Source organism: Sinomonas halotolerans (assembly GCF_039615075.1).
GTDB lineage: Bacteria > Actinomycetota > Actinomycetes > Actinomycetales > Micrococcaceae > Sinomonas > Sinomonas halotolerans.
Genome location: NZ_JBDFRB010000008.1, coordinates 1 through 26,116, shown reverse-complemented (window position 1 = coordinate 26,116; position 26,116 = coordinate 1). Strand labels below are relative to the sequence as shown.

Annotated in this window: 23 protein-coding genes; 13 read left to right on the top strand and 10 right to left on the bottom strand. The window is 72.5% G+C overall.

Features of this window, described 5'->3' with window-relative positions:
- The first annotated feature begins 109 nt into the window (after positions 1–109).
- From ABCQ75_RS10430 to ABCQ75_RS10385, 10 genes are all read left to right on the top strand, one after another.
- A complete protein-coding gene (locus tag ABCQ75_RS10430; RefSeq protein ID WP_345885304.1) occupies positions 110–1,132 on the top strand; it encodes an esterase/lipase family protein in 1,023 nt (340 codons plus the stop codon).
- Between the two features lie 79 nt (positions 1,133–1,211).
- Positions 1,212–1,511: a hypothetical protein gene (locus ABCQ75_RS10425; RefSeq protein WP_345885303.1), complete on the top strand. Its 300-nt coding sequence runs from the start codon at positions 1,212–1,214 to the stop codon at positions 1,509–1,511.
- Between the two features lie 3 nt (positions 1,512–1,514).
- The gene (locus ABCQ75_RS10420) at positions 1,515–3,392 is read left to right on the top strand and encodes a S8 family serine peptidase (protein ID WP_345885302.1); all 1,878 of its coding nucleotides are present in this window, start codon (positions 1,515–1,517) and stop codon (positions 3,390–3,392) included.
- 3 nt (positions 3,393–3,395) lie between these two features.
- On the top strand, positions 3,396–4,205 hold the full coding sequence (locus tag ABCQ75_RS10415) for a hypothetical protein (protein ID WP_345885301.1): 810 nt from the start codon (positions 3,396–3,398) through the stop codon (positions 4,203–4,205).
- Positions 4,202–5,125 (top strand): MvdC/MvdD family ATP grasp protein, encoded by a 924-nt coding sequence (locus ABCQ75_RS10410; RefSeq protein ID WP_345885300.1) that lies wholly within the window; start codon positions 4,202–4,204, stop codon positions 5,123–5,125. The genes ABCQ75_RS10415 and ABCQ75_RS10410 overlap by 4 nt, the downstream gene beginning before the upstream one ends.
- A gap of 110 nt (positions 5,126–5,235) precedes the next feature.
- Positions 5,236–5,661 carry a universal stress protein gene (locus ABCQ75_RS10405; protein ID WP_345885299.1) on the top strand — a complete coding sequence of 142 codons (426 nt, stop codon included), beginning with the start codon at positions 5,236–5,238 and terminating at the stop codon, positions 5,659–5,661.
- Between the two features lie 73 nt (positions 5,662–5,734).
- Positions 5,735–6,385 (top strand): SDR family oxidoreductase, encoded by a 651-nt coding sequence (locus ABCQ75_RS10400; RefSeq protein WP_345885298.1) that lies wholly within the window; start codon positions 5,735–5,737, stop codon positions 6,383–6,385.
- Between the two features lie 436 nt (positions 6,386–6,821).
- Positions 6,822–9,008 carry an McrB family protein gene (locus tag ABCQ75_RS10395; protein WP_345885297.1) on the top strand — a complete coding sequence of 729 codons (2,187 nt, stop codon included), beginning with the start codon at positions 6,822–6,824 and terminating at the stop codon, positions 9,006–9,008.
- Positions 9,005–10,201 carry a 5-methylcytosine restriction system specificity protein McrC gene (locus ABCQ75_RS10390; RefSeq protein ID WP_345885296.1) on the top strand — a complete coding sequence of 399 codons (1,197 nt, stop codon included), beginning with the start codon at positions 9,005–9,007 and terminating at the stop codon, positions 10,199–10,201. Before ABCQ75_RS10395 ends, ABCQ75_RS10390 begins: the two co-directional genes overlap by 4 nt.
- Before the next feature lie 90 nt (positions 10,202–10,291).
- Complete coding sequence (locus ABCQ75_RS10385; protein WP_345885295.1) at positions 10,292–11,005, top strand: DNA alkylation repair protein; 714 nt, start codon at positions 10,292–10,294, stop codon at positions 11,003–11,005.
- Between the two features lie 10 nt (positions 11,006–11,015).
- Here the strand turns inward: ABCQ75_RS10385 and ABCQ75_RS10380 are convergent, their stop codons facing one another.
- The 5 genes from ABCQ75_RS10380 to ABCQ75_RS10360 form a co-directional block, all read right to left on the bottom strand.
- Positions 11,016–11,768: an HNH endonuclease family protein gene (locus ABCQ75_RS10380; protein WP_345885294.1), complete on the bottom strand. Its 753-nt coding sequence runs from the start codon at positions 11,766–11,768 to the stop codon at positions 11,016–11,018.
- Positions 11,769–11,978: 210 nt separating this feature from the next.
- A complete protein-coding gene (locus tag ABCQ75_RS10375; RefSeq protein ID WP_345885293.1) occupies positions 11,979–12,809 on the bottom strand; it encodes a pullulanase X25 domain-containing protein in 831 nt (276 codons plus the stop codon).
- A gap of 231 nt (positions 12,810–13,040) precedes the next feature.
- Positions 13,041–13,703, bottom strand: coding sequence for a hypothetical protein (locus tag ABCQ75_RS10370; RefSeq protein ID WP_345885292.1), 663 nt, complete (start codon positions 13,701–13,703; stop codon positions 13,041–13,043).
- A 41-nt stretch (positions 13,704–13,744) separates the two neighbouring features.
- Complete coding sequence (locus ABCQ75_RS10365) at positions 13,745–14,188, bottom strand: acyl-CoA thioesterase (protein WP_345885403.1); 444 nt, start codon at positions 14,186–14,188, stop codon at positions 13,745–13,747.
- Between the two features lie 109 nt (positions 14,189–14,297).
- A complete protein-coding gene (locus ABCQ75_RS10360) occupies positions 14,298–15,041 on the bottom strand; it encodes a ZIP family metal transporter (protein ID WP_345885291.1) in 744 nt (247 codons plus the stop codon).
- 123 nt (positions 15,042–15,164) lie between these two features.
- Between ABCQ75_RS10360 and ABCQ75_RS10355 the strand changes: the two genes are divergently transcribed.
- From ABCQ75_RS10355 to bsaP, 3 genes are all read left to right on the top strand, one after another.
- Positions 15,165–15,611 carry a pyridoxamine 5'-phosphate oxidase family protein gene (locus tag ABCQ75_RS10355; RefSeq protein WP_345885290.1) on the top strand — a complete coding sequence of 149 codons (447 nt, stop codon included), beginning with the start codon at positions 15,165–15,167 and terminating at the stop codon, positions 15,609–15,611.
- Positions 15,612–15,768: 157 nt separating this feature from the next.
- Positions 15,769–16,842, top strand: coding sequence for a biotin synthase BioB (gene bioB, locus ABCQ75_RS10350; protein ID WP_345885289.1), 1,074 nt, complete (start codon positions 15,769–15,771; stop codon positions 16,840–16,842).
- The gene (bsaP, locus tag ABCQ75_RS10345) at positions 16,839–17,111 is read left to right on the top strand and encodes a biotin synthase auxiliary protein BsaP (RefSeq protein WP_345885288.1); all 273 of its coding nucleotides are present in this window, start codon (positions 16,839–16,841) and stop codon (positions 17,109–17,111) included. Before bioB ends, bsaP begins: the two co-directional genes overlap by 4 nt.
- A 45-nt stretch (positions 17,112–17,156) precedes the next feature.
- Here the strand turns inward: bsaP and ABCQ75_RS10340 are convergent, their stop codons facing one another.
- The 5 genes from ABCQ75_RS10340 to ABCQ75_RS10320 all read right to left on the bottom strand — a co-directional run bounded on the left by ABCQ75_RS10340 (position 17,157) and on the right by ABCQ75_RS10320 (position 25,631).
- Positions 17,157–19,403: a S8 family serine peptidase gene (locus ABCQ75_RS10340; RefSeq protein WP_345885287.1), complete on the bottom strand. Its 2,247-nt coding sequence runs from the start codon at positions 19,401–19,403 to the stop codon at positions 17,157–17,159.
- Positions 19,404–19,579: 176 nt separating this feature from the next.
- Positions 19,580–21,481, bottom strand: a complete 1,902-nt coding sequence (locus tag ABCQ75_RS10335) for an ABC transporter ATP-binding protein (protein WP_345885402.1) — start codon at positions 21,479–21,481, stop codon at positions 19,580–19,582.
- 80 nt (positions 21,482–21,561) lie between these two features.
- Positions 21,562–23,304, bottom strand: a complete 1,743-nt coding sequence (locus ABCQ75_RS10330) for an ABC transporter ATP-binding protein (protein ID WP_345885286.1) — start codon at positions 23,302–23,304, stop codon at positions 21,562–21,564.
- A gap of 97 nt (positions 23,305–23,401) precedes the next feature.
- Positions 23,402–25,024, bottom strand: coding sequence for an MDR family MFS transporter (locus ABCQ75_RS10325; RefSeq protein ID WP_460985787.1), 1,623 nt, complete (start codon positions 25,022–25,024; stop codon positions 23,402–23,404).
- 13 nt (positions 25,025–25,037) lie between these two features.
- On the bottom strand, positions 25,038–25,631 hold the full coding sequence (locus ABCQ75_RS10320) for a MarR family winged helix-turn-helix transcriptional regulator (protein WP_345885285.1): 594 nt from the start codon (positions 25,629–25,631) through the stop codon (positions 25,038–25,040).
- Positions 25,632–26,116 lie beyond the last annotated feature (485 nt).

Here is a 26,116-nt window from a genome sequence, read left to right as displayed (position 1 = left end):
CGCCGCGTGCTCCCCCGGCCGCGGGGGGGGCGCGCCCCCCCCCCCGGGGGGGGGGGGGGGGGCCGCCCCCGCGGCAGGGGCAGGGACGGCGGCCCGGGGCACGGAGATCGTGCTCGAGCGGCTCTGCGACCCGGTCCGCACCGAGCGCTCGCTGACCGGGTCCATCCGGATCCTCTTCCGCAAGCTCGTGGGCGGCGTCCTCGGCCTGCCGCCCAAGTACCCGCTGCTCCGGCTCGCCACGGTGGGCCAGGACGGTGCGCTCAGCTACGAGGACGACGCCGGCAGGGTCGCCGATGCGGTGCGGCGCGCCGACGCTGTTCTGCTGTACGTGCACGGCATCCTCGGCGACACCGGGGACATGGCCCGCAGCTCGCGGGTCAGCGGCGCGGCCCCGCCCGTGGGACCCGGCTACGGCGTGGTGCTCGCCTTCGACTACGAGAACATCAACACCTCGATCGAGGAGAACGCGGCCCTGCTCAAGGCCCGGCTCGCCGAGGTGGGACTGGCCGGGGAGCACGGTAAGCGGCTGGACATCGTGGCGCATTCGATGGGCGGGCTCGTGGCCCGGCAGCTCATCGAGGCCGAGCGCGGCGTCCACGTGGACAGCCTCGTCACGCTCGGGACGCCTCACGCCGGCTCCCCGTGGCCGTCCGTGCAGCGGTGGGCCACCGTGGCCCTCGGCGTCGCGGCGAACGGCATGCTGCCGGTGGCGTGGCCGGTCGCGGCACTCGCGGCCGTGATGGGGACGATCGAGAAGGTGGACACGGCGCTTGACCAGATGCAGAAGGGATCGCCCTTCCTCACCGCCCTGGCCAAGGCCCCGGACCCCGGGGTGCCCTACCACCTGCTGGTAGGCGACCGCTCGCTGCTCCCCCGCGAGCTCGCGGACGGCCGGCTGCCCCGGCTCCTGGAGCGGCTCTCCCCGGGCGGGATCGTGGACAGGGTGGTCGACGCCGTGTTCTTCCGGGCGCCGAATGACCTCGCCGTCTCGGTGGAGAGCGCCCAGGCGGTCCCCGCGGGCCGGACCCCTTCGCCCGCCGTCCAGGTACTGGCCACCGACCACATGAGCTTCTTCGCGACGGACGCGAGCCTCGTGGCAGTCGCTGACGCATTGAATCCCGCAAACCCTTGACGCGGGGGTTTATCCATCGACTAGAATTATTCCGTCCGCTTGAGATGGCCACACCACAGGAATCCTTCCGAGGCCGACGATGAGCGAATTCGTTGACGTCCACATGGTGCTCCGCGCGACCCGGGCTGCGTCTAGCGGCCCGGACCCGCAGGCACTTCCCGAGGCAGTGCGCCGAGCGGCTGCCTCCTCCGGCGCCGAGCCCCGCGCCCAGTTCGAGGGGACGGCGGACCCTTCCCTCTCCCTGTTCTGGCTCCTCCGCGTCCGCCCCGAGGACGCGGATGCCCTCGTCGAGACCCTTCTGGCCCTGCCGGAGGTCGACGGGGCCTACCTCAAACCCCCCGATGCGCCGGCCGAGGGCCGGACCGAGTCCGAGGACTGAACCATGGCCAAGAGCCGCCCCGCAGACAACAGCACGCACGCGCCCGCAGGGCCGGTCGAAGTGGTGGTCGTCACCGCGCACACCGGCGCGGGCATCCACCGCAGCGACGTCGCCGAGAGCACGGCGATGGAGGCGGAGCTCCGCAGCGCCCTCCCCGGGGGGGCCCAGCTCACGCGCAGCTTCGGGCCCGCCAACCGCCTCACCGAGCGCCTCCAGGGCACCGCGCAGGAGAGCGTCGGAACGGACCTGCTCAGCTACTTCTCCGTGACCGGCTTCAGCGGCAGCGCCGACGAGCTGGCCGAGGAGCTCGCAGCGAACGACTCCGTCGAGGCCGCCTTCGTCAAGCCTCCCGCCGAGCCCCCGATCGCCCCGGACGACAGCCTCGAGCGCGAGGCCGCTGCAGCCCCGGCCGAGGAGGCACCGCCGGTCACGCCGGACTTCAGCGCCAACCAGGGCTACCTCGAGGCGGCACCGGGCGGCATCAACGCCCGCTGGGCCTGGACCCGACCCGGAGGGCGGGGACAGGGCGTCCGCGTCATCGACGTCGAGGGCGCGTGGCGGTTCACGCACGAGGACCTCCTGCTCAACCAGGGCGGGGTGATCGGCGGGACCCAGTCCACGGACCTCGGATGGCGCAACCACGGCACGGCCGTCGCAGGCGAGATCAGCGCCGACCACAACTCCATCGGCGTGCTGGGCATCGCCCCCGATGCGAACATCCGCGCGATCTCCATCTTCGGCCCCGGCTCGGCCGGCGCGATCCGCCAGGCCGCGGACGCGCTCTCCGCCGGGGACGTCATCCTCATCGAGCTCCACCGGCCGGGCCCGCGCCACAGCTTCCAGAGCCGCGCCGACCAGCTCGGGTACATCGCGGTCGAGTGGTGGCCCGACGACTTCGCGGCGATCCGCTACGCCCTCGGACGCGGGGTGATCGTGGTCGAGGCAGCCGGAAACGGTGCGGAGAACCTGGACGATGCCCTCTACGACACCCGCCCCTCGGGCTTCCCCTCCTCGTGGACCAACCCCTTCCGCGGTGGCGCCGCCGATTCCGGGGCGGTCGTCGTGGGGGCCGGCGCCCCGCCGGTCGGGACGCACGGCCGCGACCATGGCCCCGGCCGCTCCCGCCTCGGGTTCTCCAACTTCGGCGCACGGGTGGACGCCCAGGGCTGGGGCCGCGAGGTGACGACCACCGGCTACGGCGGCCTGCAGGGCGGGCCCAACGAGGACCTCTGGTACACCGACACGTTCAGCGGGACCTCGAGCGCCTCGCCGATCGTGGTCGGCGCGGTCGCGTGCTACCAGGGCATCAGCGCCGCCGGCTCGGGCCGCAAGACCCCGGCCCAGGTCCGCTCGCGGCTGCGCAGCACCGGCTCCCCGCAGACCGACGCCCCGGACCGGCCGGCCACCCAGCGGATCGGGAACCTCCCGGACCTGCGCGCCCTCGTCGGCCTGATCAAGGTCAAGGACATCAAGGACGGCAAGGCCGAGAAGCTCGAGAAAGTCGAGATCAAGGAAGGAAAGCGCGAGAAGATCGAGATCAAGGAAGGCAAGCTCGAGAAGGTCGAGATCAAGGAGGGCAAGCGCGAGAAGCTCGAGAAGGTCGAGATCAAGGAGCGGGACAAGATCCGCGACATCGACTGGGGCCGCATCGGCGGTGGAGGCCTGGGCGGCTTCGGCGGCCCGCAGGCCGAGGGGCCGTCCGCGGAGGACCGGCTCGCGGCGCTCGAGGGGACGGTCGCCGAGCTGGCCCACTTCATCGACCAGGCCCTGCGCCCGGATCTGGGCGCCGGCGCCCTCGGCTACGACGGGCTCGAGGACCAGTCCGCGCAGTCCAAGGACGAGAAGGACCTCAAGGACGCCGAGAAGCCGGCGGAGGGCTAGGCCGTGATCCTCGTGCTGTGCTCCCCGCCGGACCCTTCGGCGGCCTGGGCGGCTGCGGGCCTGCGGGCCCGCGGCGCCGACGTCCTCCTCGCCACCGGGGCCGAGCTCACCTGCGCCCTGCGCATCGAGCACACGGTGGACGACGGCGGCTCCGGGCTCGCACTCGAACTGCCGCTGGGCCGTCGGCTCACCGCCGGCGAGGTGGACGGCGTCCTCAATCGGCTCGCCGTGGTCCCGCGGCCGGCCACCCCGGGGGTCTCCCGGGAGGACCTGGACTACGCCCGCGAGGAGCTCGCGGCCGTGACCCTGTCCTGGCTCGCCGCCCTCGCCGGGAGCGGGGTGCCGTTCGTGGGGAGCCCGCACCCGGCCGGGCTCGCGGGCGAGTGGCGCTACCCCGCAGAGTGGGCGGCGCTCGCAGAGGCCGCGGGCCTGGCCCCTGCCCCGCTCCGCCTCAGGGGCGGCCTGCGCTCTGCAGCCCGGGGGGACACGGCAGCCCGGGGGGACACGGGGGACGGCGGGCCTGCGGAGGCCGCACTCCGCGGCTCACTGGCGGGAGGCGACGGCGCAGCGCGAGGCCGCAGCGCCGTCGTCCTCCTCGGCCGCGTGTTCGGAGCCGTGCCGCCCTCCCTGCACGAGCCCCTCGCCCGTCTCGCCGACCTCGCCGAGGCGGAGTGCCTCGGCGTCCGACTCGGCCCGGACGGCGAGTTCGTCGCGGCGGACCTCGTGCCCGACCTGCGCCTCTGCGGCCCCGCCGTGCTGGACCTGCTGGCGGCGGCCCTCGGGGCGCGGACACGGACGGGAGCGCCGGCATGATCCTCCTGGCAGGCATCCCGTCGGAGCCGCCGGTCCGGCTCGTCGCCGAGCGGCTGGCCGAGCGCGGCGCCCCCGTCGCCGTATTCGACCAGCGCCACTGGGACGAGTCGTGGCTCGATGCGGAGGTCCGGGGCCGGCGCATCACCGGCGCGCTCGGCCTGCCCGGGGGCGAGGTTGCGCTCGAGTCCGTGCACGGCGTGTTCACCCGGCTCATGGACGACTCGCGGCTGCCGGACATCGAGCCCGAGCCGGCCGGCTCGCCGCGCAGGGAGGCATGCCGCTCCCTGCACGCCGGGATCGCCGAGTGGTTCGAGGCCACCGGGGCGCGGGTCCTCAACCGGGCCCGCCCGCAGGCGTCCAACTCCTCGAAGCCCTACCAGGCGCAGCGGATCCGCGCCCAGGGCTTCAGCGTCCCGGAGACCCTCATCACGAACGATCCGGACGCCGTCCTGCGCTTCCGGGAGCGGCACGGGCGGATCGTGTACAAGTCGGCCAGCGGCGTGCGCTCGATCGTCCGGGAGTTCGGCGCCGACGACGCCGCCCGGCTGGCCCTCATCCGCTGGTGCCCCACCCAGTTCCAGGAGCGCGTCCCCGGGACCGACGTGCGCGTCCATGTGGTGGGCCGGCGGGCGTTTGCCACGGAGATCGCGAGCGAGGCGACCGACTACCGGTATGCCACACGGGACGGCGGGAGCGCCGAGCTGCGGCCCGCGGACCTGCCCGAACCACTCCTCGAGCGCTGCATCGGGCTGGCCGACTCCCTCGGGCTCCCGCTCGCGGGCATCGACCTGCGCCTCGCCCCGGAGGGCCGGGTGGTGTGCTTCGAGGTCAACCCCTCGCCGGCGTTCAGCTACTACGAGTCGCAGACCGGGCAGCGGATCTCCGCCGCGATTGCCGAGTGGCTCCTGGACGGCGGGTAGTCTCGGCGCCCGGACATTGGCCCCGCGTGCGCCGCCCCGGCGGTGGGGGCCTCCCAGTAGGCTGGCCCCAAGGGCCGCAGGGGCGGCTCACACCACCGGAAGGGCACATCGTGACTGGACCGATCATCGTCGGCGTCGACGGATCCGTGACGGCAGGGAAGGCGGCCGAGGCCGCGCGCGATCTCGCGGTGGCGCTCCGAGCGCCCCTGCACGTCGTCTGCGCGTTCGAGGGCAACCGCACCGAGGTGGTGGGCAGCGGCAGCGACACCTGGATCCACTCCGACGCGGACACGGCCCTGGGCATCGCGAAGAACGCCGCGGCGAAGCTCGCCGCGCCCGGGCTCACGACGACGTACGCGGCCGGCCGCGGCAGGCCCGCCGATGCGCTCATCGCCGAGGCGGAGCTCCACAGCGCGCGCATGATCGTGGTGGGCAACCGGCGCATGCAGGGCCTCGGCCGGGTCCTCGGGAGTGTGGCGAACGCGGTGGCCCACGCGGCGCCGTGCGACGTCTACATCGTCAAGACCGTCGACTGACCTCCGCGGACTGGCAGGCGGGCCCGGCCCCGGACCCGCTAGCGTGTACCCGTCATCGACGGAAGGAACACGCATGTCGCGCATCGCGATCATCGGCGGCCATGGGAAAGTCGCCCTCCTGCTCGCCCCGCTCCTCGTGGAACGCGGGGACGAGGTCACCTCGGTCGTCCGCACGCCCGAGCACGTCGCCGAGGTCGAGGCGACGGGCGCGACAGCGGTGGTCGCCGACGTCGAGCGCCTCGACACGGCCGGGCTCGCCGCACTGCTCGCCGGGCACGACGCCGTCGTGTGGTCTGCGGGGGCCGGCGGCGGCAATCCCCCGCGCACCTATGCGGTGGACCGCGACGCCGCGATCCGCTCGATGGACGCCGCCGCGGAAGCGCGTGTGCCGCGCTACGTCATGGTCTCCTACCTCGGGGCCCGCCCCGACCACGGCGTCCCCGAGGACAACCCGTTCTTCCACTATGCCGAGGCGAAGGCCGCCGCGGACGAGCACCTGCGGGGCACAGCGCTGGACTGGACGATCCTCGGGCCGTCGTCGCTCACCCTCGAGCCGGGGACGGGCCGGATCTCCCTCGCAGACCACACGCAGGCAGGCAGCGTGAGCCGGGCGGACGTCGCGGCGGTGGCTGCCGCGGCCCTGCGCGAGCCCCGCACGGTGCGCGAGTTCATCGGCTTCAACCAGGGCGAGACGCCCATCGCGGACGCTCTCGCGAGCGTGTGACCGACCCAGCTGCGGAGGCCCGAGGCCGAGGCTGCGGCGGGGGCCGGGTTCAGGGCGGGGTCCGGGTTCACGGCTGGGGCCGGGTTCACGGCTGGGGCCGGGGACGGGGAGCGAATGCAGGTGCGTGCGAGAACTGTCGGACCCCTCTGATTGCCTTGGGAGTGCGGCCGGTCCCCCACCGGACCGGCCGCGCCACCGCCCCATCCGCCACGTCGGGACAGGACGGGCAGGGTGCGGAACGCGGTGTCCGGGACGGCATTGAAATGGGGGGCCGGCCCGGGCACCGCGGGTGCGCACAGCGGTTCTCCGGACCCCCCGGCGAACGGCGGGATCACGGGCCGGAGAGCCCGTTGTACACGGCCACCCGCCGTTAACCGAAACATGATTCAATGCTCTGGTGCCATCGACAGGTGCGGTCACAGGAGGCAGGGCAGCAATGGTGGAAGCGGGCGTTCCCGAGGGGCAGTACTGGTTCGTAGGAGCCCGCTCGGCGGGCCAGGAGCCATACGACCGCACCGACCAGTTCCTCGCCGAGGGGATCTGGGAGAACGGGTTCGAGGACCGCTACCTGGACTCGGTCAAGTCGATGAAGATCGGCGACCGGATCGCCCTCAAGACCACCTACGTGCGCCGCACCGCGCTCCCGTTCGACTCCCGCGGCCACGCCGTGCCGGTCATGGGCATCACCGCGGTGGGCACCATCACCGCGAACCCGGGTGACGGCCGCAAGATCGGCGTCGAGTGGAAGCGCCTCGAGCGGCCCCGCGAGTGGTTCCTCTACACCGGCCGCCAGTCCATCTGGAAGGTCACCCCCAGCCACTGGATGCGCGCGGCCCTCCTCCGCTTCGCGTTCTGGGGCGATGCGCAGGACACCGACCGCTTCCGCAACGACCCCGCCTGGGCCAAGCGCTTCGGCGACGTGGACCCCAAGCCGGCGCAGCACTTCGAGTGGACCACGTTCTACGAGGCGATGGCGACGGCGCTGCTCGCCTTCCGCAACCGCCGCACCGATCTCCTCGCCCACCTGCGCGAGATGCAGGAGCGCCACGAGGCCCTCGGGTTCCTCATGGACCGCGACTGGCGGGACAACCCGGTGCCGCTCAAGGACATCTGCCCCTTCACCGTGCTCGGCACGTTCAACCGCGGCACGACCCCCGAGAAGCGCACCGAGGTCGCGCAGGACTGGGCGCAGTTCCTCGGCGTGAACGTCCCGGTGCCCACGAGCTTCGACGGCATCCCGCTCCTGAACAACCAGAACTCGTGGTTCTTCCCGCCCGCCGGCACCCGCCAGCGGGACGACATCGACAGCCTGTGGGACGTCTTCGAGGCGGCCCTCGCCGCGGCGGCCTCGGGCGAGGACCATGAGCGCCTGCGCCTCGCCGCCGCCTACGACCGCGCCCGCGACATCTACCGGGTCGGCACCAAGCTCACCATGGGCCTGTTCTGGGTGCGCCCGTGGAACTTCGTCCCGCTGGACGGCCGCTCGCGCCAGTACCTCAAGACCGAGCTCATGCTGGACCAGGACTTCTTCACTGCGGACGGCGAGGCCTACGTCAAGCTCCTGGACACCCTCGCGGCGAAGTTCGAGGACCCTCAGTTCGCGGTGAACTCCTTCCCCGAGCTGACCTGGACGGCGTACCTCGAGCGGCAGGCCACGGGCGCCCACACGGACCCCGGCGCGGACGAGGCCCCCGAGGCGGAGGACGACCCGACCCCGCTCTCCCCCCAGTCCAGCTACACGGTCCGGGACATCGTCGCGGACGGCTGCTTCATCGACGAGTCGGACCTCAACGGCTATCTGGCCCGGTGGCGCTCCAAGAAGAACCTCATCCTCCAGGGCCCTCCCGGCACCGGCAAGACGTGGCTGGCCCGCCGCCTCGCCTACGCGCTCATCGGGACGCGGGACAACAAGTCCGCCCTCCGCGCCACGCAGTTCCACCCGAACTCGAGCTACGAGGACTTCGTGCGCGGCTGGCGCCCCGGCTCGGACGGGAAGCTGACCCTCGTGGACGGGCCGTTCCTGGAGATGGTGGAGCGGGCCAACGCGCGGCCGGACGTCCCGCACGTGGTGCTCATCGAGGAGATCAACCGCGGCAACCCGGTCCAGGTCTTCGGCGAGCTGCTCACCCTCATCGAGGCCGGCAAGCGCTCCCCGCGAGAGTCCCTGCAGCTCGCGTACCCGCGGTCGGGCACCGAGAGCGTGCACGTGCCGAGCAACCTGTTCATCATCGGCACCATGAACCTCGCCGACCGCTCGCTCGCGATCATGGACCTCGCGTTCCGCCGCCGCTTCGCGTTCGTCTCCCTCGAGCCCAGCGTCAACGACGCCTGGCAGGCGTGGATGGCCAGCCGCCACGGCGTGGAGTCCAAGGAGCTCGAGCTCATCCGGCACCGCTTCGAGGCCCTCAACGAGCGGATCGCGGACGACCCCGCGCTCGGGTCCGAGTTCCGCCTGGGCCACAGCTTCGTCACCCCGCCGGCCGAGGAGCGCGTAGACTCGTTCTCGGACTGGTTCCGCGGCGTCGTGGACACGGAGATCGTGCCCACGCTCGAGGAGTACTGGTTCGACGACGCCTCGAAGGCCGAGTCCGCCTCGGCGGCCCTGCTCGAAGGCCTCAGGTGACGGACCCCGCCCCAGCGGCGGGAGCGGCGGCGTCGTCTGCGCCGTCCGCGCCGTCCGCGCCGTCTTCCGACCTCGAGGGGACGCGCACGACGGCGGCGGAGGGCACCGTGGTGATCGCCGGCGGGGTGCGCATCCCCGTCCGCAACGTGTGGCTCCTGCTGCTGTACGCGTCCGACTTCTACCAGTCCGGGCCGGAGGCGTTCGACGGGATCGAGGAGTACCCCGAGAAGCTGCCGGAGCTCCTCGCCGAACTGCTCGCGGCCAGCACCGAGGACCGCCTGCGGCGCCCGCTCACGCCCTCGTTCACCAAGACCTCCCGGGACCTCGCCCGGGTGCGCGGCGGGATCGACACGCTCCGCACCGAGTCCCACCAGCTCCTCTCCCGCGGGCTTGTGGCCTGCCGGTTCGACGAGCTCACGGTGGACACGCCCCGGAATCGGCTCATCCGCACCGCCCTCGAATCCATAGCACGCCTGTGCGAGGACGAGGAGCTCGTGCGCCGGTGCAAGGGCCAGTCGATGCGGCTCGGGGACCTCGGCGTGGGCCGGCTGGACCTGCGGGCCGGCCAGCGCGACGCCGAGGGGCGCCTCACGCGCAACGACCACCAGGACCGCTCGGTGCTGCTCGCGGCGCGGCTCGCCCTCCAGCTCTCCCTCCCCTTCGGCCGCAGCAACCCCGGCCACGGCCGCGGCACGCTGGACGAGCGGCAGTTCCGCAACCTCTTCCAGCGCGCGGTGGCCGGGTTCTACTCCGTGCACGGACGCCAGCGCGGCTGGACCGTGCACCAGGGCCGCAAGGTGGGGTGGAAGACCCTCGACGCGACGCTCGGCATGGCGGCCGTGCTGCCGCACATGGTCACGGACGTGTGGATCGACGTGCCCTCGCAGGGGCGCCGGCTCATCGTGGACACCAAGTTCACCGCAGCCCTCAGGACCGGGCGCTTCGCCCGCGAGACCCTGGACTCGGGCCACCTCTACCAGCTCTACGCGCACGTGCGCGAGCAGGAGGTGGGCACCGACCCCGCATCGCTCACGGCGGGCGGGCTCCTCGTGTACCCGGCGACGGGGAGCAAGCTCGAGGAGTCGTTCATCTCGTCCGGCCACCGCCTCGGCGCGGCGACGGTGGACCTCTCCGCCCCGTCCGTGCTCGTGAGGGACCAGCTCATCGCGATCGTGCGGCCATACCTGCCCTGACCTGCGACGCAATGTGACGCAGACCACTTTGTGACTCCCCAGTCGCCAATCGCTGGGCTTACCCTCGAACCAGGGTTCGTCAGCAGTTCCGTGGGGGTGGTCATCGTGGACGGTGCTCTCACCGCAGTCGGCTTCGTCGCGGCGCTCGAGTCGCTCAGCTCGGACGACGAGCTGAGGAAGTACAAACGCGCCTTCCCGCTGGCGCGCAAGGGCCGGGACAGGTTCCTCGGGGTGCCGATGGGCCGCGTGCTCGAGCTGGCACGGGCCTCGGCGGAGATGCCGCTGCCGCAGATCGAGGCGCTGCTGGACAGCCCCTGGCACGAGGCGCGCGTGGGAGCCTTGACCATCATGGACGTCCAGGCCCGCCGGCCCACCACGCCGGAGCGCAGGCGCGAGCTCTACGAGCTGTACCTGCGCCGGCACGACCGGATCGACTCCTGGGACCTCGTGGACCGGGCAGCCGCCCACGTGGTGGGCGGGTACCTCGCCGACCGGCCCCGCCACCCGCTCCTGGCGCTCGCCGCCTCAGAATCCCCGCACGAGCGGCGCACGGCCATCGTCGCGGCCGCGTACTTCCTCGAGGCCGGCGAGTGCGCGGACCTCTTCGCGGTGGCCGACGCGCTCGCCGCGGACCCGGATCCGGAGGTGCAGAAGGCCCTCGGGTGGGCCCTGCGCGGGGCACCCGCGCAGGAGCTCGAGCCGTTCCTGGCCCGGTGCGCGCCGCGGATGTCGCGCACCGCGCTGCGCCACGCGATCGAGAAGCTGCCCAAGGCGGCGCGGTCCCGGTTCCTCGACGCGTCCTAGATGTACCGCGTCAGGAACAGGCGGCCAGGAGCTCCCCCGCGCGCCGGTGCTCGGCCTCGGTCATCCAGAGCCCGTACTCGGCCTTCACCGCCACGATCCGCACCGTGTACTCGCAGCGGAACGCCTTGTTCGGGGGAAGCCACGTGGCAAGATCGCCCGCGCCCTTGGACTGGTTCTCGTCGCCGTCCACGGCCAGGAGGTTCGCGGGGTCGTTCGCGAAGCGCTCGCGCCGCTCCGCCGTCCAGGCCTGGGCGCCCTTCTGCCACGCGTCCGCGAGGGGCACGAGGTGGTCGATCTGCACCTCGGCCGAGCGGGGGCCGCGCTCGAAGTCGATCCGCTGCCCCGTGTAGGGGTCCAGCAGGATGCCCGTCAGGACCACGCAGTCGTGCGTGCCGGGGCGGAAGGCCAGGACGGTGAGGTCCCGCGCGAGGATGTCGTTGCGCGTGTCGCAGCCGTTCCGGTCCACGTCCGCCCAGGCAGGGCCGAACTCGCTGCGCTCGTACCCGCTCCGGGCCGCCCGGCCCTTGACCGGGATCGAGGCGAGCCCGGCGCGGGCCGCGGCGACCCGCTCAGCCGGCACGGCACCGGCGTCAGCCTTGACCGGGGCGGACGTCCCCGGGCCTGCCGTGCCCGGTGCCGTGCCACTGGCCGCGCCCGGCGCCACTCCGGGGGTGGCCGGCGCGGAGGCCGTCTCGCCCGCACCCGCCCCACGGGGGACGGCCGGGGCCACGAGCCCCGCCGCCCACGCCGCGACTGCCATCATTCCCAGCGCCACGAGCAGGCCCAACGCCCTGCCGATCCGACGCGACATCCTGCGCACGTACTGCTCTCCCGACCGCTCTTCAGACTCTCGCGCCCGGACCCTGCGGGACCGGACGCTCCAGTCTTCCACCGCGCGGTGACATTCCTCGCCGCGCACGGCCGTCACCGCCGCACACGCCGCTGCCGCGGCTGGGCTGGACCGGGCGGCAGATCAGGAGAAGGCGATGTCCTTCGTGCTGTGGTCGTACGCGATGGTGACCGGGCCGCCGTCGTGCGCAAGTTCATGGTTCGCGCCGTCGAAGGCACCGAACGCGCCGTAGTTCTCATTCCACGAGCGGTTGAGTGCGATCTTGAACTGGTAGTGGCCGGCGGGCAGCTCGACCGTGCGCATCCAGCGGCGCGTGAGGGCGTCCAGCCCCATCTGGACGGCGTCATCCTCCGGGGACCAGTCCGCCTCCGCCCCGAGGTAGGCAGCGAAGTCGCCGGCGATCGCGACGGCGTCCGGCTGGGTGGAGTCCGGATGGGCGATGTCCGCGACGGCCACGGCCTCGGCCACCTGGGCCTCGTCCGAGAGGGCCGACGGCGCGACGAGCGCCTCCACGGTGACGGCGTGGCCCGGGGCGGCGGCCTCCTGGACAGCGGCCTCGGCCAGCGACTCCGCTGCGGGGGCGGCAGCCGGGAGCGCGACGTGCGCGGGGACCGGGGTGCCGGCGGCGAGCGCCCGCGAGAGCTCGATCGCGGTCGTGAACGCGACCGTGGCGCGCAGCCCCTCCTCGGTGATGGCCCAGCCGGCGCGGCCCTTGACCATCCAGCCGGCCTTGACGAGCTTCGCCGTGGCCGCCGTCAGGGCCTTGTGCCCGCGCGGGATGCCGCCGGAGAGGAGGAAGGCCTCGTGGTCATCGAAGGGGACCTTCTCCACCGCGCCGGCCAGGACGGCGCGCGCGTCCACGATCTGGTCTGCGCGGGCCGCCTCCGCGAGCCCGTCCAGCACTGCCTTGAGCCGAAGGTCCAGCTTCTCTGCCCCGTTTGCGTTCCTCGCCATGGTCTGCCTCTCATTGCGTTCGGTTCACTCGGTGCGGCCTCCGGCACTGCGCCGGGCCCCCCTTTGGTCCCATGCTGGCGTGTTACCGAGCGGTCACCATGCACGGTGACCGAGTGTGACGCGCCGAACACCCGGGACGTGTCCATGATGCCCGATCCGCGTGTCCCTGCGGTTACGGGCAGGCAACGTCCGGGTCAGCCGCCCGGGCAGCAGGCAGCAGGCGCAGCGCGGCTACTCGGGGACGTGCAGGGGGCCGTCACTGTCGCTCCCGTAGCAGCTGGCGCTCGCGTACGGGGCGGTGCCGGTCTCCTTCGAGACGCTCTGGCCGTCGATGATGATCTCGCAGCTGACCTTCGCGGACTTCGCCGCAGGGTCCGCGACCACGTCCAGCATGCTGATGAGCATGCCCGTCTCGGTGAACTCGGTGGACCAGTCCTCGGTGATCCGTGTCCTCTGGCTGCCGTCCCCGCCGAGGTAGCTCACCACCGCCGGCGCGTTGGTGGTCACGCGGAACTCCACCGTGCGCTGGGCCTTGGCCTTGGCCTTGAACGTCGCCATGGACTTCTCGAACTGCGCGTTGGACTCCGAGATGACCCGCGCGGCCGTCTGGTTGACCGTGTAGGCCATGGGGATGGAGGCAAGGCAGACCGCGAGGCCCGCCCGCGCGAGGCCTCTGGCACCGGACCTCCTGGCCAGCGCGATCCCGCCGCACACGGCGCCGGCGGCCGCCAGTCCCATTCCGGCGACGTTCACGAGGGGAACCCACGCGGTCAGGAGGGCCACTGCGCCGAAGACGAGCGAGACGACGGCGAGGGTGCGGCCCGGCTTGAGCGGCGGCTTCGTTTCCGGCCCGGACGGCCTGATGGCCACCGGCGGCGTGGATGGGCTGTCCATGTTCCCCCCTTGGGTGCTCGACGCCCCGAGTATGGCACGGCTCAGCCGCGGCCCGCCGCGAAGAGCCCCGGGCCTGTGTACAACGCGAGCTGGGCGCGCTGCTCCTCGCTGAGCCGCATGAGGCGGCCGGTGGGCTCGTGCACGAAGGCGAGCTGCGTGGTGGCCCGTACGCACTCGTGGCCGTCCACGGGATCGTGGACCACGTAGTCCAGTGTGAGCGCGGCGGCCTTGACCCCGCTCACCCACACGTCCACCTCGGCCGGCACGTTCCGGTAGTCCAGCGGGCGCAGGTAGCGGACGCGGTGCTCGACGACGAGGGCCAGCGTGCCGTCCGGCACCGCCGAGAAGAGCGGCACGAGGGGCTCGATGCCGGCCGCGCCCGTCCCGCCCGGAGGGCCGAAGGCCGCGATCCGCGCCTCCTCGAGCATCCTCAGGATCTCCACGTTGTTGATGTGCCCGTAGGCATCCATGTCACCCCAGCGCATGGGGACCTGCACGCGGAGCCGCCGCCCGGCGTCGTGCGCCGTCCCGCGGTCCACGCTGCCCGTCTGCGCGTCCGCGCCCTCAGTGCTCACGGGTGCAGGTCTACCACAGTCACCCGGCCTGGCTGATCACGAACGAGGTGAGGAAGCCCAGCGAGGCGACCAGGCCGGTCAGGAGGTGCTCGCGCTCGAACGCCTCGGGGATCATCGTGTCCGCGACCATGGCCAGGATGCCGCCGGCGGCGATGGCGGTGATGAACGCGACCACCTCGGCGGGGGCGCCGTCGAGGGCCAGGAAGCCGAAGAGCGCGGCGAGGCCGCTCGCGAGCGCGATGCCGCCCCACACGCCGAACACGTACCGCCCCGGCCGGCCGGCGTTGCGCATGCCCGAGGTGCTCGAGAGGCCCTCGGGGACGTTGGAGATGAAGATCGCCGCCACGATCGCGGGGCTCACCGCTCCGCCGCTCACCACGGACAGGCCGAGGACGATCGACTCGGGAACGCCGTCGAGGAGGGCGCCGAGGGCGATCGCGAGTCCGCTGCCGGACTCCTCGGCCTGCTGCGTGCCCGAGCGCTTGCGGTGCCGCGCGCCGCTGCGTGCGATGAGCACGTTGGCGCCGACGAAGGCGCCCGCGCCCGCCAGGAAGCCCGCGGCGGTCGGCACGAGCCCGCCGGCCTCCTGGGCGTCGGCGACGAGCTCGAACGCGAGCGCCGAGATGAGCACGCCGGCACCGAACGCCATGACGAGCCCGACGACGTTCGGCGGCACCCGAAGCTTCCACGCGATCCCGGCGCCCAGGAGGAGGGCGGCGCCGGCGAAGGAGCCCCAGAACAGGGCCTCGAGCCAGGGGGGCACGGGCTCTCCTTCCCTCGGACTGCACTGATGGGCACACCCTAGCCCGGCAAGGCCCAAGGACCCTGCAGGAGGTCCCGCACCCGCGGCTACGATGGACAGACCGAAGGAGACAAGGGGACTGCCATGCTCTTCCAGCACGACGACGACAATCCCGCCCGGATCCTCACGGAGGACGAGAGCTGGCACCTGCTCGAGAAGACCCGGCACGGCCGCATCGCCACGCACGCCGCCGGCGAGCTGGACATCGTCCCGATCAACTACCGGGCGTCGGACCGCAGGCTCTACCTCCGCACCACCCCGGGCACCAAGCTCGCCGAGCTCGTCATCCACCCCCAGGTCGCCTTCGAGGCGGACGGGATCCTCGAGGACGAGGCGTGGAGCGTCGTGGTCAAGGGCAATGCCCGCATCCTGGAGACGTCCGCCGAGATCGCCGTCGCGGAGGCGGCCGGGATCGAGTCATGGATCCCCACGCTCAAGAACGTCTACGTCGAGATCACCCCGACCCACGTGGAGGGCCGGCACTTCGTCCTCGGGCCGACGCCGGACGAGTCGGGGCCGCGGGACTACTGATCGCGCTCGCGGGATCCCCACGCGCTCTCTCGTGGGATCCCCGCGCGCTCTCTCGTGGGATCCCCACAACACGGGTTCGCACGCGTTGTGCGGACAGCCACAAAACCGGGCCTCCCCGCCGTCGATAGCGTCGTGCACACCACGACGAGGAGGTCCCATGACGCAGTCCCCCGCCCGACCAGCCGCCCAGCCCAGCGCCCGCCCGACCGGCCAGCCCCCGGCCCAGCCGCGCGCGGAGCATCCCATCCTCGCCGAGGCCCGCTCACAGGTGCTGCGCGACGGCGTCGGCCTCGACGAGGGCCAGGTCCTGCAGATCCTGCGCCTGCCTGACGAGGCCGTCCCGGCGGCGCTGGACCTCGCGCACGAGGTGCGGCTCGCGCACTGCGGCGAGGACGTGGAGGTCGAGGGGATCGTCTCGATCAAGACCGGCGGGTGCCCCGAGGACTGCCACTTCTGCTCGCAGTCGGGGGTGTTCGACTCCCCCGTGCGGGCGCTGTGGCTCGACATCCCGGGCCTGGTCCAGGCCGCGAAGGAGACCGCCGCGACCGGGGCCACCGAGTTCTGCATCGTCGCGGCCGTGCGCGGGCCTGACATCCGGCTCATGAACCAGGTGAAGTTCGCGATCGGCCGCATCCGCGAGGAGGTCGAGATCAACATCGCGTGCTCGCTCGGGATGCTCACCGAGCGGCAGGCGGACCAGCTCGCGGAGTGGGGCGTGCACCGCTACAACCACAACCTCGAGACCGCGCGGAGCTTCTTCCCGCAGGTGGTCACGACGCACTCGTACGAGGAGCGGCTCGAGACCTGCCGGCTGGTCAAGGAGCGCGGCATGGAGCTGTGCTGCGGGGCGCTCGTGGGCATGGGCGAGACGCTGGAGCAGCGCGCAGAGCTCGCCGTGCAGCTCGCGGCGCTCGACCCGCACGAGGTCCCGCTGAACTTCCTCAACCCGCGCCCCGGCACGCCGCTCGAGGGCCAGCCGGTCATGGACGGCCGAGACGCCCTGCGCACCATCGCGGCGTTCCGCCTCGCGATGCCGCGCACCGTGCTCCGCTACGCAGGCGGGCGCGAGCTCGCCCTCGGCGACCTCGGCACGCGCGAGGGCCTCCTCGGCGGGATCAACGCCGTGATTGTGGGGAACTACCTCACCACGCTCGGCCGGCCCGCGGACTCCGACCTCGCGCTCCTCTCCGAGCTCGGCATGCCGATCCGCGAGCTCCAGAAGGCGCTGTGAGGTCCGGGTTGCCCTTGGCGCACGACGCCGCTGCCTCCTTCTGCGGCCAGTGCGGCGGGGTGCTGGCCGGCGGGGTGCTGGCCGGCGGGGCGGGCGCGACAGGCGAGGCCGAGGCGCATGGCGGGGCTGAAGCGCATGGCGAGTGCCGGCGTCGTGCGCTGCTTGAACCGCCGCGCTTCTGCGCCGACTGCGGGCGGCGCATGAAGGTGCAGATCACGCCCGCGGGCTGGAGCGCAGAGTGCTCGCGCCACGGCACCCGCGGGCGCTGAGCGGGAGGCGGCGCCAGCAGCGGGCGTGTCAATAGACGGTGCGGGTCAGTAGACGGTGCGGGTCCCGGAGAACCTGGCCACCGACGTGTAGCCGGCCTTGACCCCGATCACGCGGACTTTGATGCCGCGGTACCGGTCCACGGAGGTGAGCTTGTAGTACTGGCCCGTGGCGCCCTTGATGGCCCAGCCGGAGCGGTACCACTGGTAGTAGAAGGACGTGCCGGCGGTCCAGGTGCCGGGGTTGGCCTTGAGCGTGTAGCCGACCTTCGCCGTGCCCGAGATGGTCGGGGTCGAGGACACGAGCGTCCCCGCCGCGACCGCCGCGGTGGCGGCCGAGAGGCGGGAGACGCTCGTGTACCCGGCCTGGGAACCGGTGACGCGCACGGTCATGGTGCGTCCGCGGTCGGCGGCCACAAGCTTGTAGTACTGCCCGGTCGCTCCCGAGATCGCGGCGCCGGAGCGGTACCACTGGTAGCGGAAGGACGTGCCCGCGGTCCAGGTGCCGGGGTTGGCCTTGAGCGTGTAGCCGACCTTCGCCGTGCCCGAGATGGTCGGAGCGGAGGACGCGAGCGTCCCTGCGGCGACGGCTGCCGTGCCGGCGGAGGTCTGGGACACCGGATCGAAGCCGCTCTTCGTGCCGGTGACCGTGACCGAGAGGGACGTGCCGGCATCGGCCGCGACCGCGGTGTACGCCGCGGCGGTGGCGCCGGGGATCGCGACGCCGCCGCGCTTCCACTGGTAGGCCAGCTCGACCGGGGCCGGCTCCCACGTGCCAGCGGTGGCGGTGAGCGTGGAGCCGACCTTCGCCGTCCCGCCCACGGTCGGGACCGGCCCGGACAGGGCGGACGGGGACGCCACTGGGGCGGCGAGTGCCGCTGCCGGGTCGACGATCCCGGTCCCGCAGCCGGCGCAGGGGGCCGCGAGGGGCCGCGCGGTGGACTTCAGTCGGGCCTCGAGCTCCGCCGGCGTGAGGGCGGGCTCGAGGGAGAGCACGAGGGCGCCGGCCGCGGCGGCCATCGGGGTGGCCATCGAGGTGCCCTGCATGTAGGCGTACGCCTCGCCTGCCGGTGTGGTGGTGCCGGCGTTGAGCGTGGAGGCGATCCCGCCCGTGACGGAGGCGCTCATGTCGCCGCCCGGGGCCGCAATGTCCACCTCGGCGCCGTAGTTCGAGTACGGGGCGCGGACGCCCGCGCGGTTGGTAGCGGCGACGGTGATGACGTTGGCGCAGTTCGCCGGGGAGGTGGTCGCGGTGGACATGTTCGAGTTCCCGGCGGCCACGAAGACCGCCGCCCCGCGGGACACGGCGCCGTTGATGGCGCCCTGCATGGTGGCCGAGCATGTCTCCGCTGCGCCGAGGCTCATGTTCACGATCCGGGCCGGGTTCGCGTTGGCCGGGAGGCCCGGAACGCTGCCGCCGGAACCCCACACGAGGCCGTCGGCGATGTCCGACATGTACCCGCCGCACGCGCCGAGGGCCCGCACGGGGACGACCTTCGCGCCGTAGGCCGCGCCGACGAGGCCCTTGCCGTTCCCGGCGACCGCGCCGATGATCCCGGCCACGTGGGTGCCGTGCCAGGACGACGACGAGCTCTGGGAGGCGCCGCACTGCCCCGCGACGAGGTAGTCGCCCTCGTCCTGCGGGTTGGCGTCGCGCCCGTCGCCATCGCGGGCCACGGCAGGGTCGGAGATGAAGTCGTAGCCGGGCAGGATGTTCGCGGCGAGGTCCGAGTGCGCCGTGATGCCCGTGTCCACCACCGCGACTGTGACGCCCGCTCCGGTGGTGCGGTCCCACACGGGCGGCAGGCTCAGGCCGCCGGTCGCCTCGAAGAGGTTCCACTGCCGCGGGTACTCGGGGTCGTTGGGCGTGTAGGACGGCTGCATGACCGTGTCCGGCTCGGCGTACTGGACGAGCCCGCTGGCCTTGAGGCTCGAGACGGCCGCCGCAGCCTCCTGCGGGGTGAGCCGGTGCCCGGCCGCCAGGACCTGCGCGCCGGTCGCGGTCTGGCGCACCTCACGGACCGAAAGGCCGAGTTCGCGGGCGAGCCGGCCGTAGGCCTTCGCGCGCTCGGGGAGCGCCTTGGCACGGTCGGCGAACTTCACCACGAGCCGGTCGGTCGCCTGGGCGGGGATCCGCTGGACGCCGGGTGCCGCCGGGACCGTGTCAGCCGGGGCCCGGTCCACGGCGAGGGCGGCGGGGGCGGCGGCGAGGAACGAGCCTGCCACGAGGGCCGCCGAGACCAATGCGGCCACGGGCCGGGGACGGCGGGCGGATGCGGCGGTGGAGGGAGCCACGGGAGCCTCTCTGAGCGGCGGGGTCGGACTGCGGCCGGGGGAATCGCTTCCAGCGGCCACAAGAAGTATGGCCCGCGGGGTGCGGGGGTTCCCCGTGCTCCGGCGCAGTTTAAGCGCAGGATCTGCCCGCCGGCCCTCTCACGCCCCGCCGCTGCCGGTTCGCCCTGCCCGAGCGGTCACCCCTCCTGCTGAGCCGCGCCCGCGAACTGGCTCATGTACAGCCGGTGGTAGGCGCCGCCCCGGGCGAGCAGGTCCTCGTGCCCGCCCTGCTCGACGATCTTCCCGGCCTCCATCACGAGGATCGTGTCCGCGTCCCGGATCGTGGAGAGCCGGTGCGCGATCACGAACGAGGTCCGGTCCGTGCGCAGCGCGGCCATCGCCTTCTGCACGAGGAGCTCGGTGCGCGTGTCCACGGAGGAGGTCGCCTCGTCGAGGATGAGCAGCGACGGGTCCGCGACGAACGCGCGGGCGATGGTGATGAGCTGCTTCTCGCCCGCGGAGACGTTGGTGCCCTCCTCGTCGATCACGGTCTCGTACCCGTCCGGCAGCGCGCGCACGAACCGGTCCACGTACGTGGCCTTGGCCGCGGCCATGACCTGCTCCTCGGTCGCGTCGAGGTTCCCGTACCGGATGTTCTCGTAGATGGTCCCGCCGAACAGCCAGGCGTCCTGGAGCACCATGCCCACCTTCGAGCGGAGCTCGGCGCGGGAGAGGTCCCGGATGTCCACGCCGTCCAGCAGGATCCGGCCCGAGGAGATCTCGTAGAAGCGCATCACGAGGTTCACGAGGGTCGTCTTGCCCGCGCCGGTGGGGCCCACGATCGCCACGGTGTGGCCCGGCTCGGCGGTGAGCGAGAGGTCCTCGATGAGCGGTGCGTCCGGGGTGTAGGAGAAGGTCACGTGCTCGAAGCCGACGTGCCCGTCCGTCACGGCGGGCAGGTGGGCGGTCGCGGTCTCGGGCTCCTCCTCGTCGGCGTCCAGCAGCTCGAACGTCCGCTCGGCGGAGGCCACGCCGGACTGCAGCATGTTCGCCATCCCGGCGATCTGCCCGAGCGGCTGGGTGAACTCGCGCGAGTACTGGATGAACGCGGTTGCATCGCCGAGGCTCATCTGCCCGGCCGCGACCCGGAGCCCGCCCACGACGGCGATCCCGACGTAGGCGAGGTAGCTCACCCAGTTCATGACGGGGAAGATCATGCCGGAGACGAACTGCGCGCCGAACGAGGCCTTGTAGAGCTCCTCGTTCTTCGCGTCGAACTCGCGCACGAGGTCCTCCTGGCGGCCGAACACCGTGGCGAGGTCGTGGCCCGAGAACGACTCCTCGATGGTGCCGTTGAGGGAGCCCGTGTTCTTCCACTGCGCCTGGAACAGCTTCTGGCTCCGCGAGCCGATCACGCCCGCCACCACACCGGAGAGCGGGAGCGCGATGAGGGCGATGAGCGCGAGCTGCCACGAGACGATGAACATCATCACCACGATGCCCGCAACCTGCAGCACCGAGGAGAGCAGCTGGGAGAACGCCTGCTGCAGGCCCTGCTGGATGTTGTCGACGTCGTTCGTCACCCGGGAGAGCACGTCGCCGCGCTGGCGGGTGTCGAAGTACCCCAGCGGGAGCCGGTTGAGCTTGGCCTCGACGTCCTGCCGCAGGCGGTAGATGACGCGCATGACGAGCCGGTTGAGCAGGTAGCCCTGCGCCCACATGAACACCCCGGCCACCGAGTACATGAGCAGCACGACGGCGAGGAGGAACGTCAGGCGCCCGAAGTCGATCCCCGCGCCCGGCACGAGCTCCATGCCGGAGAGCATGTCCGCGAAGTTGTCCTGGCCCTGCGCGCGCAGTCCCTCGATGACCTGGTCCTTGGACACGCCCGGCGGCATCTGCCGCCCGATCGCGCCGGAGAAGACCACGTCCATCGCGGCGCCGAGGATCTTCGGCGCGATGACTGTCAGGACCACGGAGACGACGATGAAGCCCAGGACGACGGCAAGGAGCGCGCGCTCGGGCCGGAGCAGGCCCATGAGCCGCTTGGCGCTGGGCCAGAAGTCCTTCGCCTTCTTGGCCGGCATGGAGCCGAACATGCTGCCGTCCGCCTCGGTCGGCTGGTACTCGTCCTCGACGGGCTCCTGGACGCCCGTTTCCTGAGGCTTGTCCTGCGTGCTCACGCGGTCTCCCCCACTTCTTCCGCCGTGATCTGCGACTGCACGATCTCCTGGTACGTCGGGCTCGTCCCGAGGAGCTCCTCATGGGTGCCGCGGTCCACGATCCGCCCGCCGTCCAGCACGAGGATCTGGTCTGCGTCCACGATCGTGGAGACGCGCTGGGCGACGATGATGACGGTCGCCTCCCGCGTGCGCTCCCGCAGGGCCCGGCGCAGCCGCGCGTCGGTCGCGACGTCGAGGGCCGAGAACGAGTCGTCGAACAGGTACACGGCCGGCTCGGCGACGAGTGCCCGTGCGATGCACAGCCGCTGGCGCTGCCCCCCGGAGACATTCGTGCCGCCCTGCGCGATCGGCGCGAGCAGGCCCTGCGGCTTCTCGCGGACGAAATCCGCGCCCTGGGCGACCTCGAGCGCGGACCAGAGCTCGTCGTCGGACGCCTCCTGCCGCCCGAAGCGGAGGTTGTGCGCCACCGACCCCGAGAACAGGTACGGCCGTTGGGGCACCATGGCCACGCGGGAGGTGATCTCGGAGCGCGGCATGCGGTCCACGGGCACGCCGTCCAGCAGCACCTCCCCGCCGGCCGCGTCGTAGAGGCGCGGGATGAGGGACAGGAGCGTGGACTTGCCCGAGCCCGTCGCGCCGATGATGGCCACGGTCTGGCCCGGTCGGGCGGTGAAGGACAGCCCCGAGAGGACCGGGGCCTCGGCGCCCGGGTAGGCGAACGTGACGTCCCGGAACTCCACCACGCCCTCGCGCGAGGCGGGCACCACGGGCTCCGCGGGCGCCGCCATGGAGGGCACGACGCCGAGCACCTCGCCGATGCGGTCCGCGCTCACCGCCGCCCGCGGGATCATCATCGCCATGAACGTGCCCATCATGACCGCCATGAGGATCTGCAGGAGGTACTGCAGGAACGCCGTGAGCGCGCCCACCTGCATCTCGCCGGCGTCCACGCGCTGCCCGCCGAAGTACAGGACCGCGGCGGTGGCCACATGCAGGAGCATCATGATGAGCGGGAACATGAGCACGAAGATCGCCCCGACCTTGAGGGAGACCTCGGTGAGGGCCCGGTTGGCCTCGGCGAAGCGGCCCTCCTCGAACGGCTCGCGCACGAATGCGCGCACCACCCGGATGCCCATGATCTGCTCGCGCAGCACGCCGTTGATGCCGTCGATCCGCGTCTGCATGCCCCGGAACAGCGGGATCAGCAGGTACACGAGGTAGCCCACCATGACGAACAGCACCGGCACCGAGACCCACACGAGCCAGGACAGCCCGAGGTCCTCGCGCAGGGCCATGATGATCCCGCCGATGCACATGATGGGAGTGGACACCATGAAGTTCAGGCCCATGAGCAGGAGCATCTGGACCTGCTGGACGTCATTGGTCCCGCGCGTGATGAGCGTGGCCGGGCCGAAGGACTGCACCTCCTGCGCGGAGAACGCCGTGACCCGGCGGAACACCGCCCTGCGCAGGTCCCGGCCGAACGCCATGGCCGTCTTCGAGCCGAAGTACACCGCGGCGATCGCCGTGGCGACCTGGGCCAGCGCCACGGCGAGCATGACGGCGCCCTGCCGCCAGATGTAGTCCGTGTCCCCGCGCGCCACCCCCTCGTCGATGATCTGCGCGTTGAGGCTCGGCAGGTACAGGGTCGCGATGGTCGTGGCGAGCTGGAACACCACGACCGCGAGGATCCACGGCCAGTATCCCGCGGTGTAGCGCCTGATCAGCGTGAAGAGCATGAGGAGTCCTTCGAACAGGGCGCCAGCGGCGTGCCGCGGGGGAGGCGGTGCTCCGGGGCGCCAGTCCAGCGTAGAACGGCAGGGCCGGGCCGGGGTATCAGCCCTGGGGAGGATTCGGGGCGGTGCGCACGACGGCGGGGTCCCCGGCAGCGTCGGCCGGCCCGCCGTCGTCGTGCGCCTCCTCCCCCGGAACCGCACCCGCCCGGGCAGACGCGGGACGGACGACGTCCACGGTGCGGCGCAGCGGGACCTCGCGGATGAACAGCACGGCGATGAGCGCCACCACGGCGATCCCGGCGGAGACGAGGAACACGAGGGCCGTTGCGTCCCCGAACGCGGCCCGGACCACCTCCGCGACCGGCTCCGGCATGTGCGCCACGTCCAGGCTGCCCGCACCGCCGCCGCGGCCCGCGGCACTGATCCCGTGCTGGGAGAGCCCCTCGGAGACGAGCTCGCCCGAACGGTTCGAGAGGACCGCGCCGAGCACGGAGACGCCCGCCGCGCCGGCCACCGAGCGGAAGAAGGCGACCGTGGAGCTTGCGGTGCCGATGTCCGTGGCGCGCACGGTGTTCTGGACGGCGAGGACGAGGTTCTGCATCGTCATGCCCAGGCCCAGCCCGAGCACGGCCGTGTAGAGGCCCGTGAGCCACAGCTCGGTCGTGTGGTCGATGGCGCCCAGGAGCGCAAGGCTCGCCACGGTCAGCGCCGAGCCGAGCACGAGGAACCGCTTCCACCGCCCGTACCGGGTGATGAGCTGGCCCGAGACGACCGCGCCGAGGAAGTTGCCCGCGATCATCGGCAGGGTCAGGAGGCCGGCCTCGGTGGGGCTCGCGCCGCGCGCCAGCTGGAAGTACTGGCCGAGGAAGGACGAGGAGCCGAACATGGCGATGCCCACCGCCGCGGACGCGACGATGCTCAGGGCGGTGGTCCGCTCCGCGATGATGCCGAGCGGGATGATCGGCTGGGCGACGCGGGACTCGACGAGGACCAGGAGGGCCAGCCCCACGAGCGAGCCGCCCACCATGGCCGCGGTCTGCCAGCTCCACCACTCGTAGTAGCCGGCCTTGCCCGCGAAGGAGACCCAGATGAGCAGGGTCGAGACCGAGACGGCGAGGAGGATGGTGCCGAGCCAGTCGATCCGGGCCGCGCGCTTGACGTGGGTGATCCGGAGGGTCTTCTGGATGAGTGCCATCGCGACCACGGCCAGCGGGACGCACACGAAGAACGTCCACCGCCAGCCGAGCGGCGAGTCCACGATCAGCCCGCCCAGCAGCGGCCCACCGGCCGTGGCCGCAGCCATGACCGCGCCCATGTAGCCCGAGTACCTCCCGCGTTCCCGCGGCGGGATCATGGTGCCGATGATCGCCATCGCGAGCGCCGTGAGCCCGCCCATGCCGATCCCCTGGACCACGCGGGCGGCCAGCAGCACGGGCATCCCCGGCGCGAGGCCCGCGAGCACCGAGCCCGCCACGAACACGGCGATGTTCAGCTGGGTGAGCAGCTTCTTGTCGAAGAGGTCTGCGAGCTTGCCCCACACGGGCGTCGTGACGGCGTTGGCCAGGAGGGCGGCGGTGATGACCCACGCGAAGTCGGTCTGGGTCCCGCCGAGGTCCGCCATGATGGTGGGCAGGGCGTTCGCGACGATCGTGCTCGAGAGGATCGCGGTGAAGAAGGCCGCGAGGAGGCCCGTGAGGGCCTCGAGGATCTGGCGGTGGCTCATCTGGGGAGCCGTGTCAGCGGGCTGCAAGGTGGTCCTCCTCCTCGGGGGTGCTCGAAATGGGGGACTTGTCCGCCGAAATGGGGGACTTGTCCGCCGAAGTGGGGGACTTGTCCGCCGAAATGGGGGACTTGTCCGCCGAAATGGGGGCTGATGGTGGGCTTGGACTGCGGCGGGCTCCCCTGCCCAGGGCCTCCACGAGCTGGGTGAGAGAGTCGACGGCGCCCACGGCCTGGGTCTCGTCCCAGTCCGCGAGGAGCTCCTGCAGTCGGGCGATCCGCTGCTCCTCGACCTCCCGCAGGACCGTCCAGCCCACCTCCGTGAGCCCGATCAGCTGCGCCCTGCCGTCCTCGGGATCCCTCTCACGCCCCACAAGGCCCAGCCCCTCGAGCTCCGCGAGATGCCGAGAGAGGACGGGGGCGCTCACCCCCAGCTTCGCCGCGAGGTCCACGGCGCGGCCGCCGTGCTCACCGATCATGCGCAGCACGCCCTGGGAGGCGACGCCGAGATCCTGGCGGCGCAGCTCCCCCGCCGAGATGCAGCGGACGATCCGCTGCAGGTCGAAGACTCTGTGGACCAGCTCGCGGGCGGTCACCGGATCGACGGGCATGGAACCTCCGCGGCAAAGGGAGTGATGGGACGGCAGCACCTAGATAGTTGCCGAAGACAACCATACACCTTGATAGTTGCTTGCACAAACTAATTCATTCCCCCGGGGCTTGGCATCCCTGCTGGTGCGCACCTTTCCCCAGCTCTGGACTCCGGTCCTCGGCATTTCCGGTCTGGGCATCCGCGTGTCGCGCTCCGCCAGTTGCATTGCTGGGGAAGCCTGCACGGCGCGGAGCACCCCGGCGTCGGCGAGCGGGGCGCGTCAGGCGGTGGTCGGCGTCGTGCGCGTGCGCAGGCCGCCGGACGAGACGCCGTCCCTCAGACCCCACCTCGCGCGCCCAGTCCCCCACCTCGCGCGCCCAGTCCCCCTCCCGCGCGCGCAGGCCCCCACCTCGGCGGCCCAGCCCCCATCTCGCGCGCCCAGTCCCCCACCTCGGCGGCCCAGTCCCCCACCTCGGCACACGCGGAAGCGGGGGGGGGGGGGGG

Coding starts and splice junctions, on each gene's coding strand:
- ABCQ75_RS10395 (WP_345885297.1), top strand. CDS start 6,822: ATGGTGGAAGCGGGCGTTCCCGAGGGGCAGTACTGGTTCGTAGGAGCC.
- ABCQ75_RS10330 (WP_345885286.1), bottom strand. CDS start 23,304: ATGCTCTTCACGCTGATCAGGCGCTACACCGCGGGATACTGGCCGTGG.
- ABCQ75_RS10325 (WP_460985787.1), bottom strand. CDS start 25,024: ATGAGCCACCGCCAGATCCTCGAGGCCCTCACGGGCCTCCTCGCGGCC.
- ABCQ75_RS10335 (WP_345885402.1), bottom strand. CDS start 21,481: ATGTTCGGCTCCATGCCGGCCAAGAAGGCGAAGGACTTCTGGCCCAGC.
- ABCQ75_RS10420 (WP_345885302.1), top strand. CDS start 1,515: ATGGCCAAGAGCCGCCCCGCAGACAACAGCACGCACGCGCCCGCAGGG.
- ABCQ75_RS10320 (WP_345885285.1), bottom strand. CDS start 25,631: ATGCCCGTCGATCCGGTGACCGCCCGCGAGCTGGTCCACAGAGTCTTC.
- ABCQ75_RS10380 (WP_345885294.1), bottom strand. CDS start 11,768: ATGATGGCAGTCGCGGCGTGGGCGGCGGGGCTCGTGGCCCCGGCCGTC.
- ABCQ75_RS10400 (WP_345885298.1), top strand. CDS start 5,735: ATGTCGCGCATCGCGATCATCGGCGGCCATGGGAAAGTCGCCCTCCTG.
- ABCQ75_RS10355 (WP_345885290.1), top strand. CDS start 15,165: ATGCTCTTCCAGCACGACGACGACAATCCCGCCCGGATCCTCACGGAG.
- ABCQ75_RS10375 (WP_345885293.1), bottom strand. CDS start 12,809: ATGGCGAGGAACGCAAACGGGGCAGAGAAGCTGGACCTTCGGCTCAAG.
- ABCQ75_RS10425 (WP_345885303.1), top strand. CDS start 1,212: ATGAGCGAATTCGTTGACGTCCACATGGTGCTCCGCGCGACCCGGGCT.
- bioB (WP_345885289.1), top strand. CDS start 15,769: ATGACGCAGTCCCCCGCCCGACCAGCCGCCCAGCCCAGCGCCCGCCCG.
- ABCQ75_RS10370 (WP_345885292.1), bottom strand. CDS start 13,703: ATGGACAGCCCATCCACGCCGCCGGTGGCCATCAGGCCGTCCGGGCCG.
- ABCQ75_RS10410 (WP_345885300.1), top strand. CDS start 4,202: ATGATCCTCCTGGCAGGCATCCCGTCGGAGCCGCCGGTCCGGCTCGTC.
- ABCQ75_RS10365 (WP_345885403.1), bottom strand. CDS start 14,188: ATGCGCTGGGGTGACATGGATGCCTACGGGCACATCAACAACGTGGAG.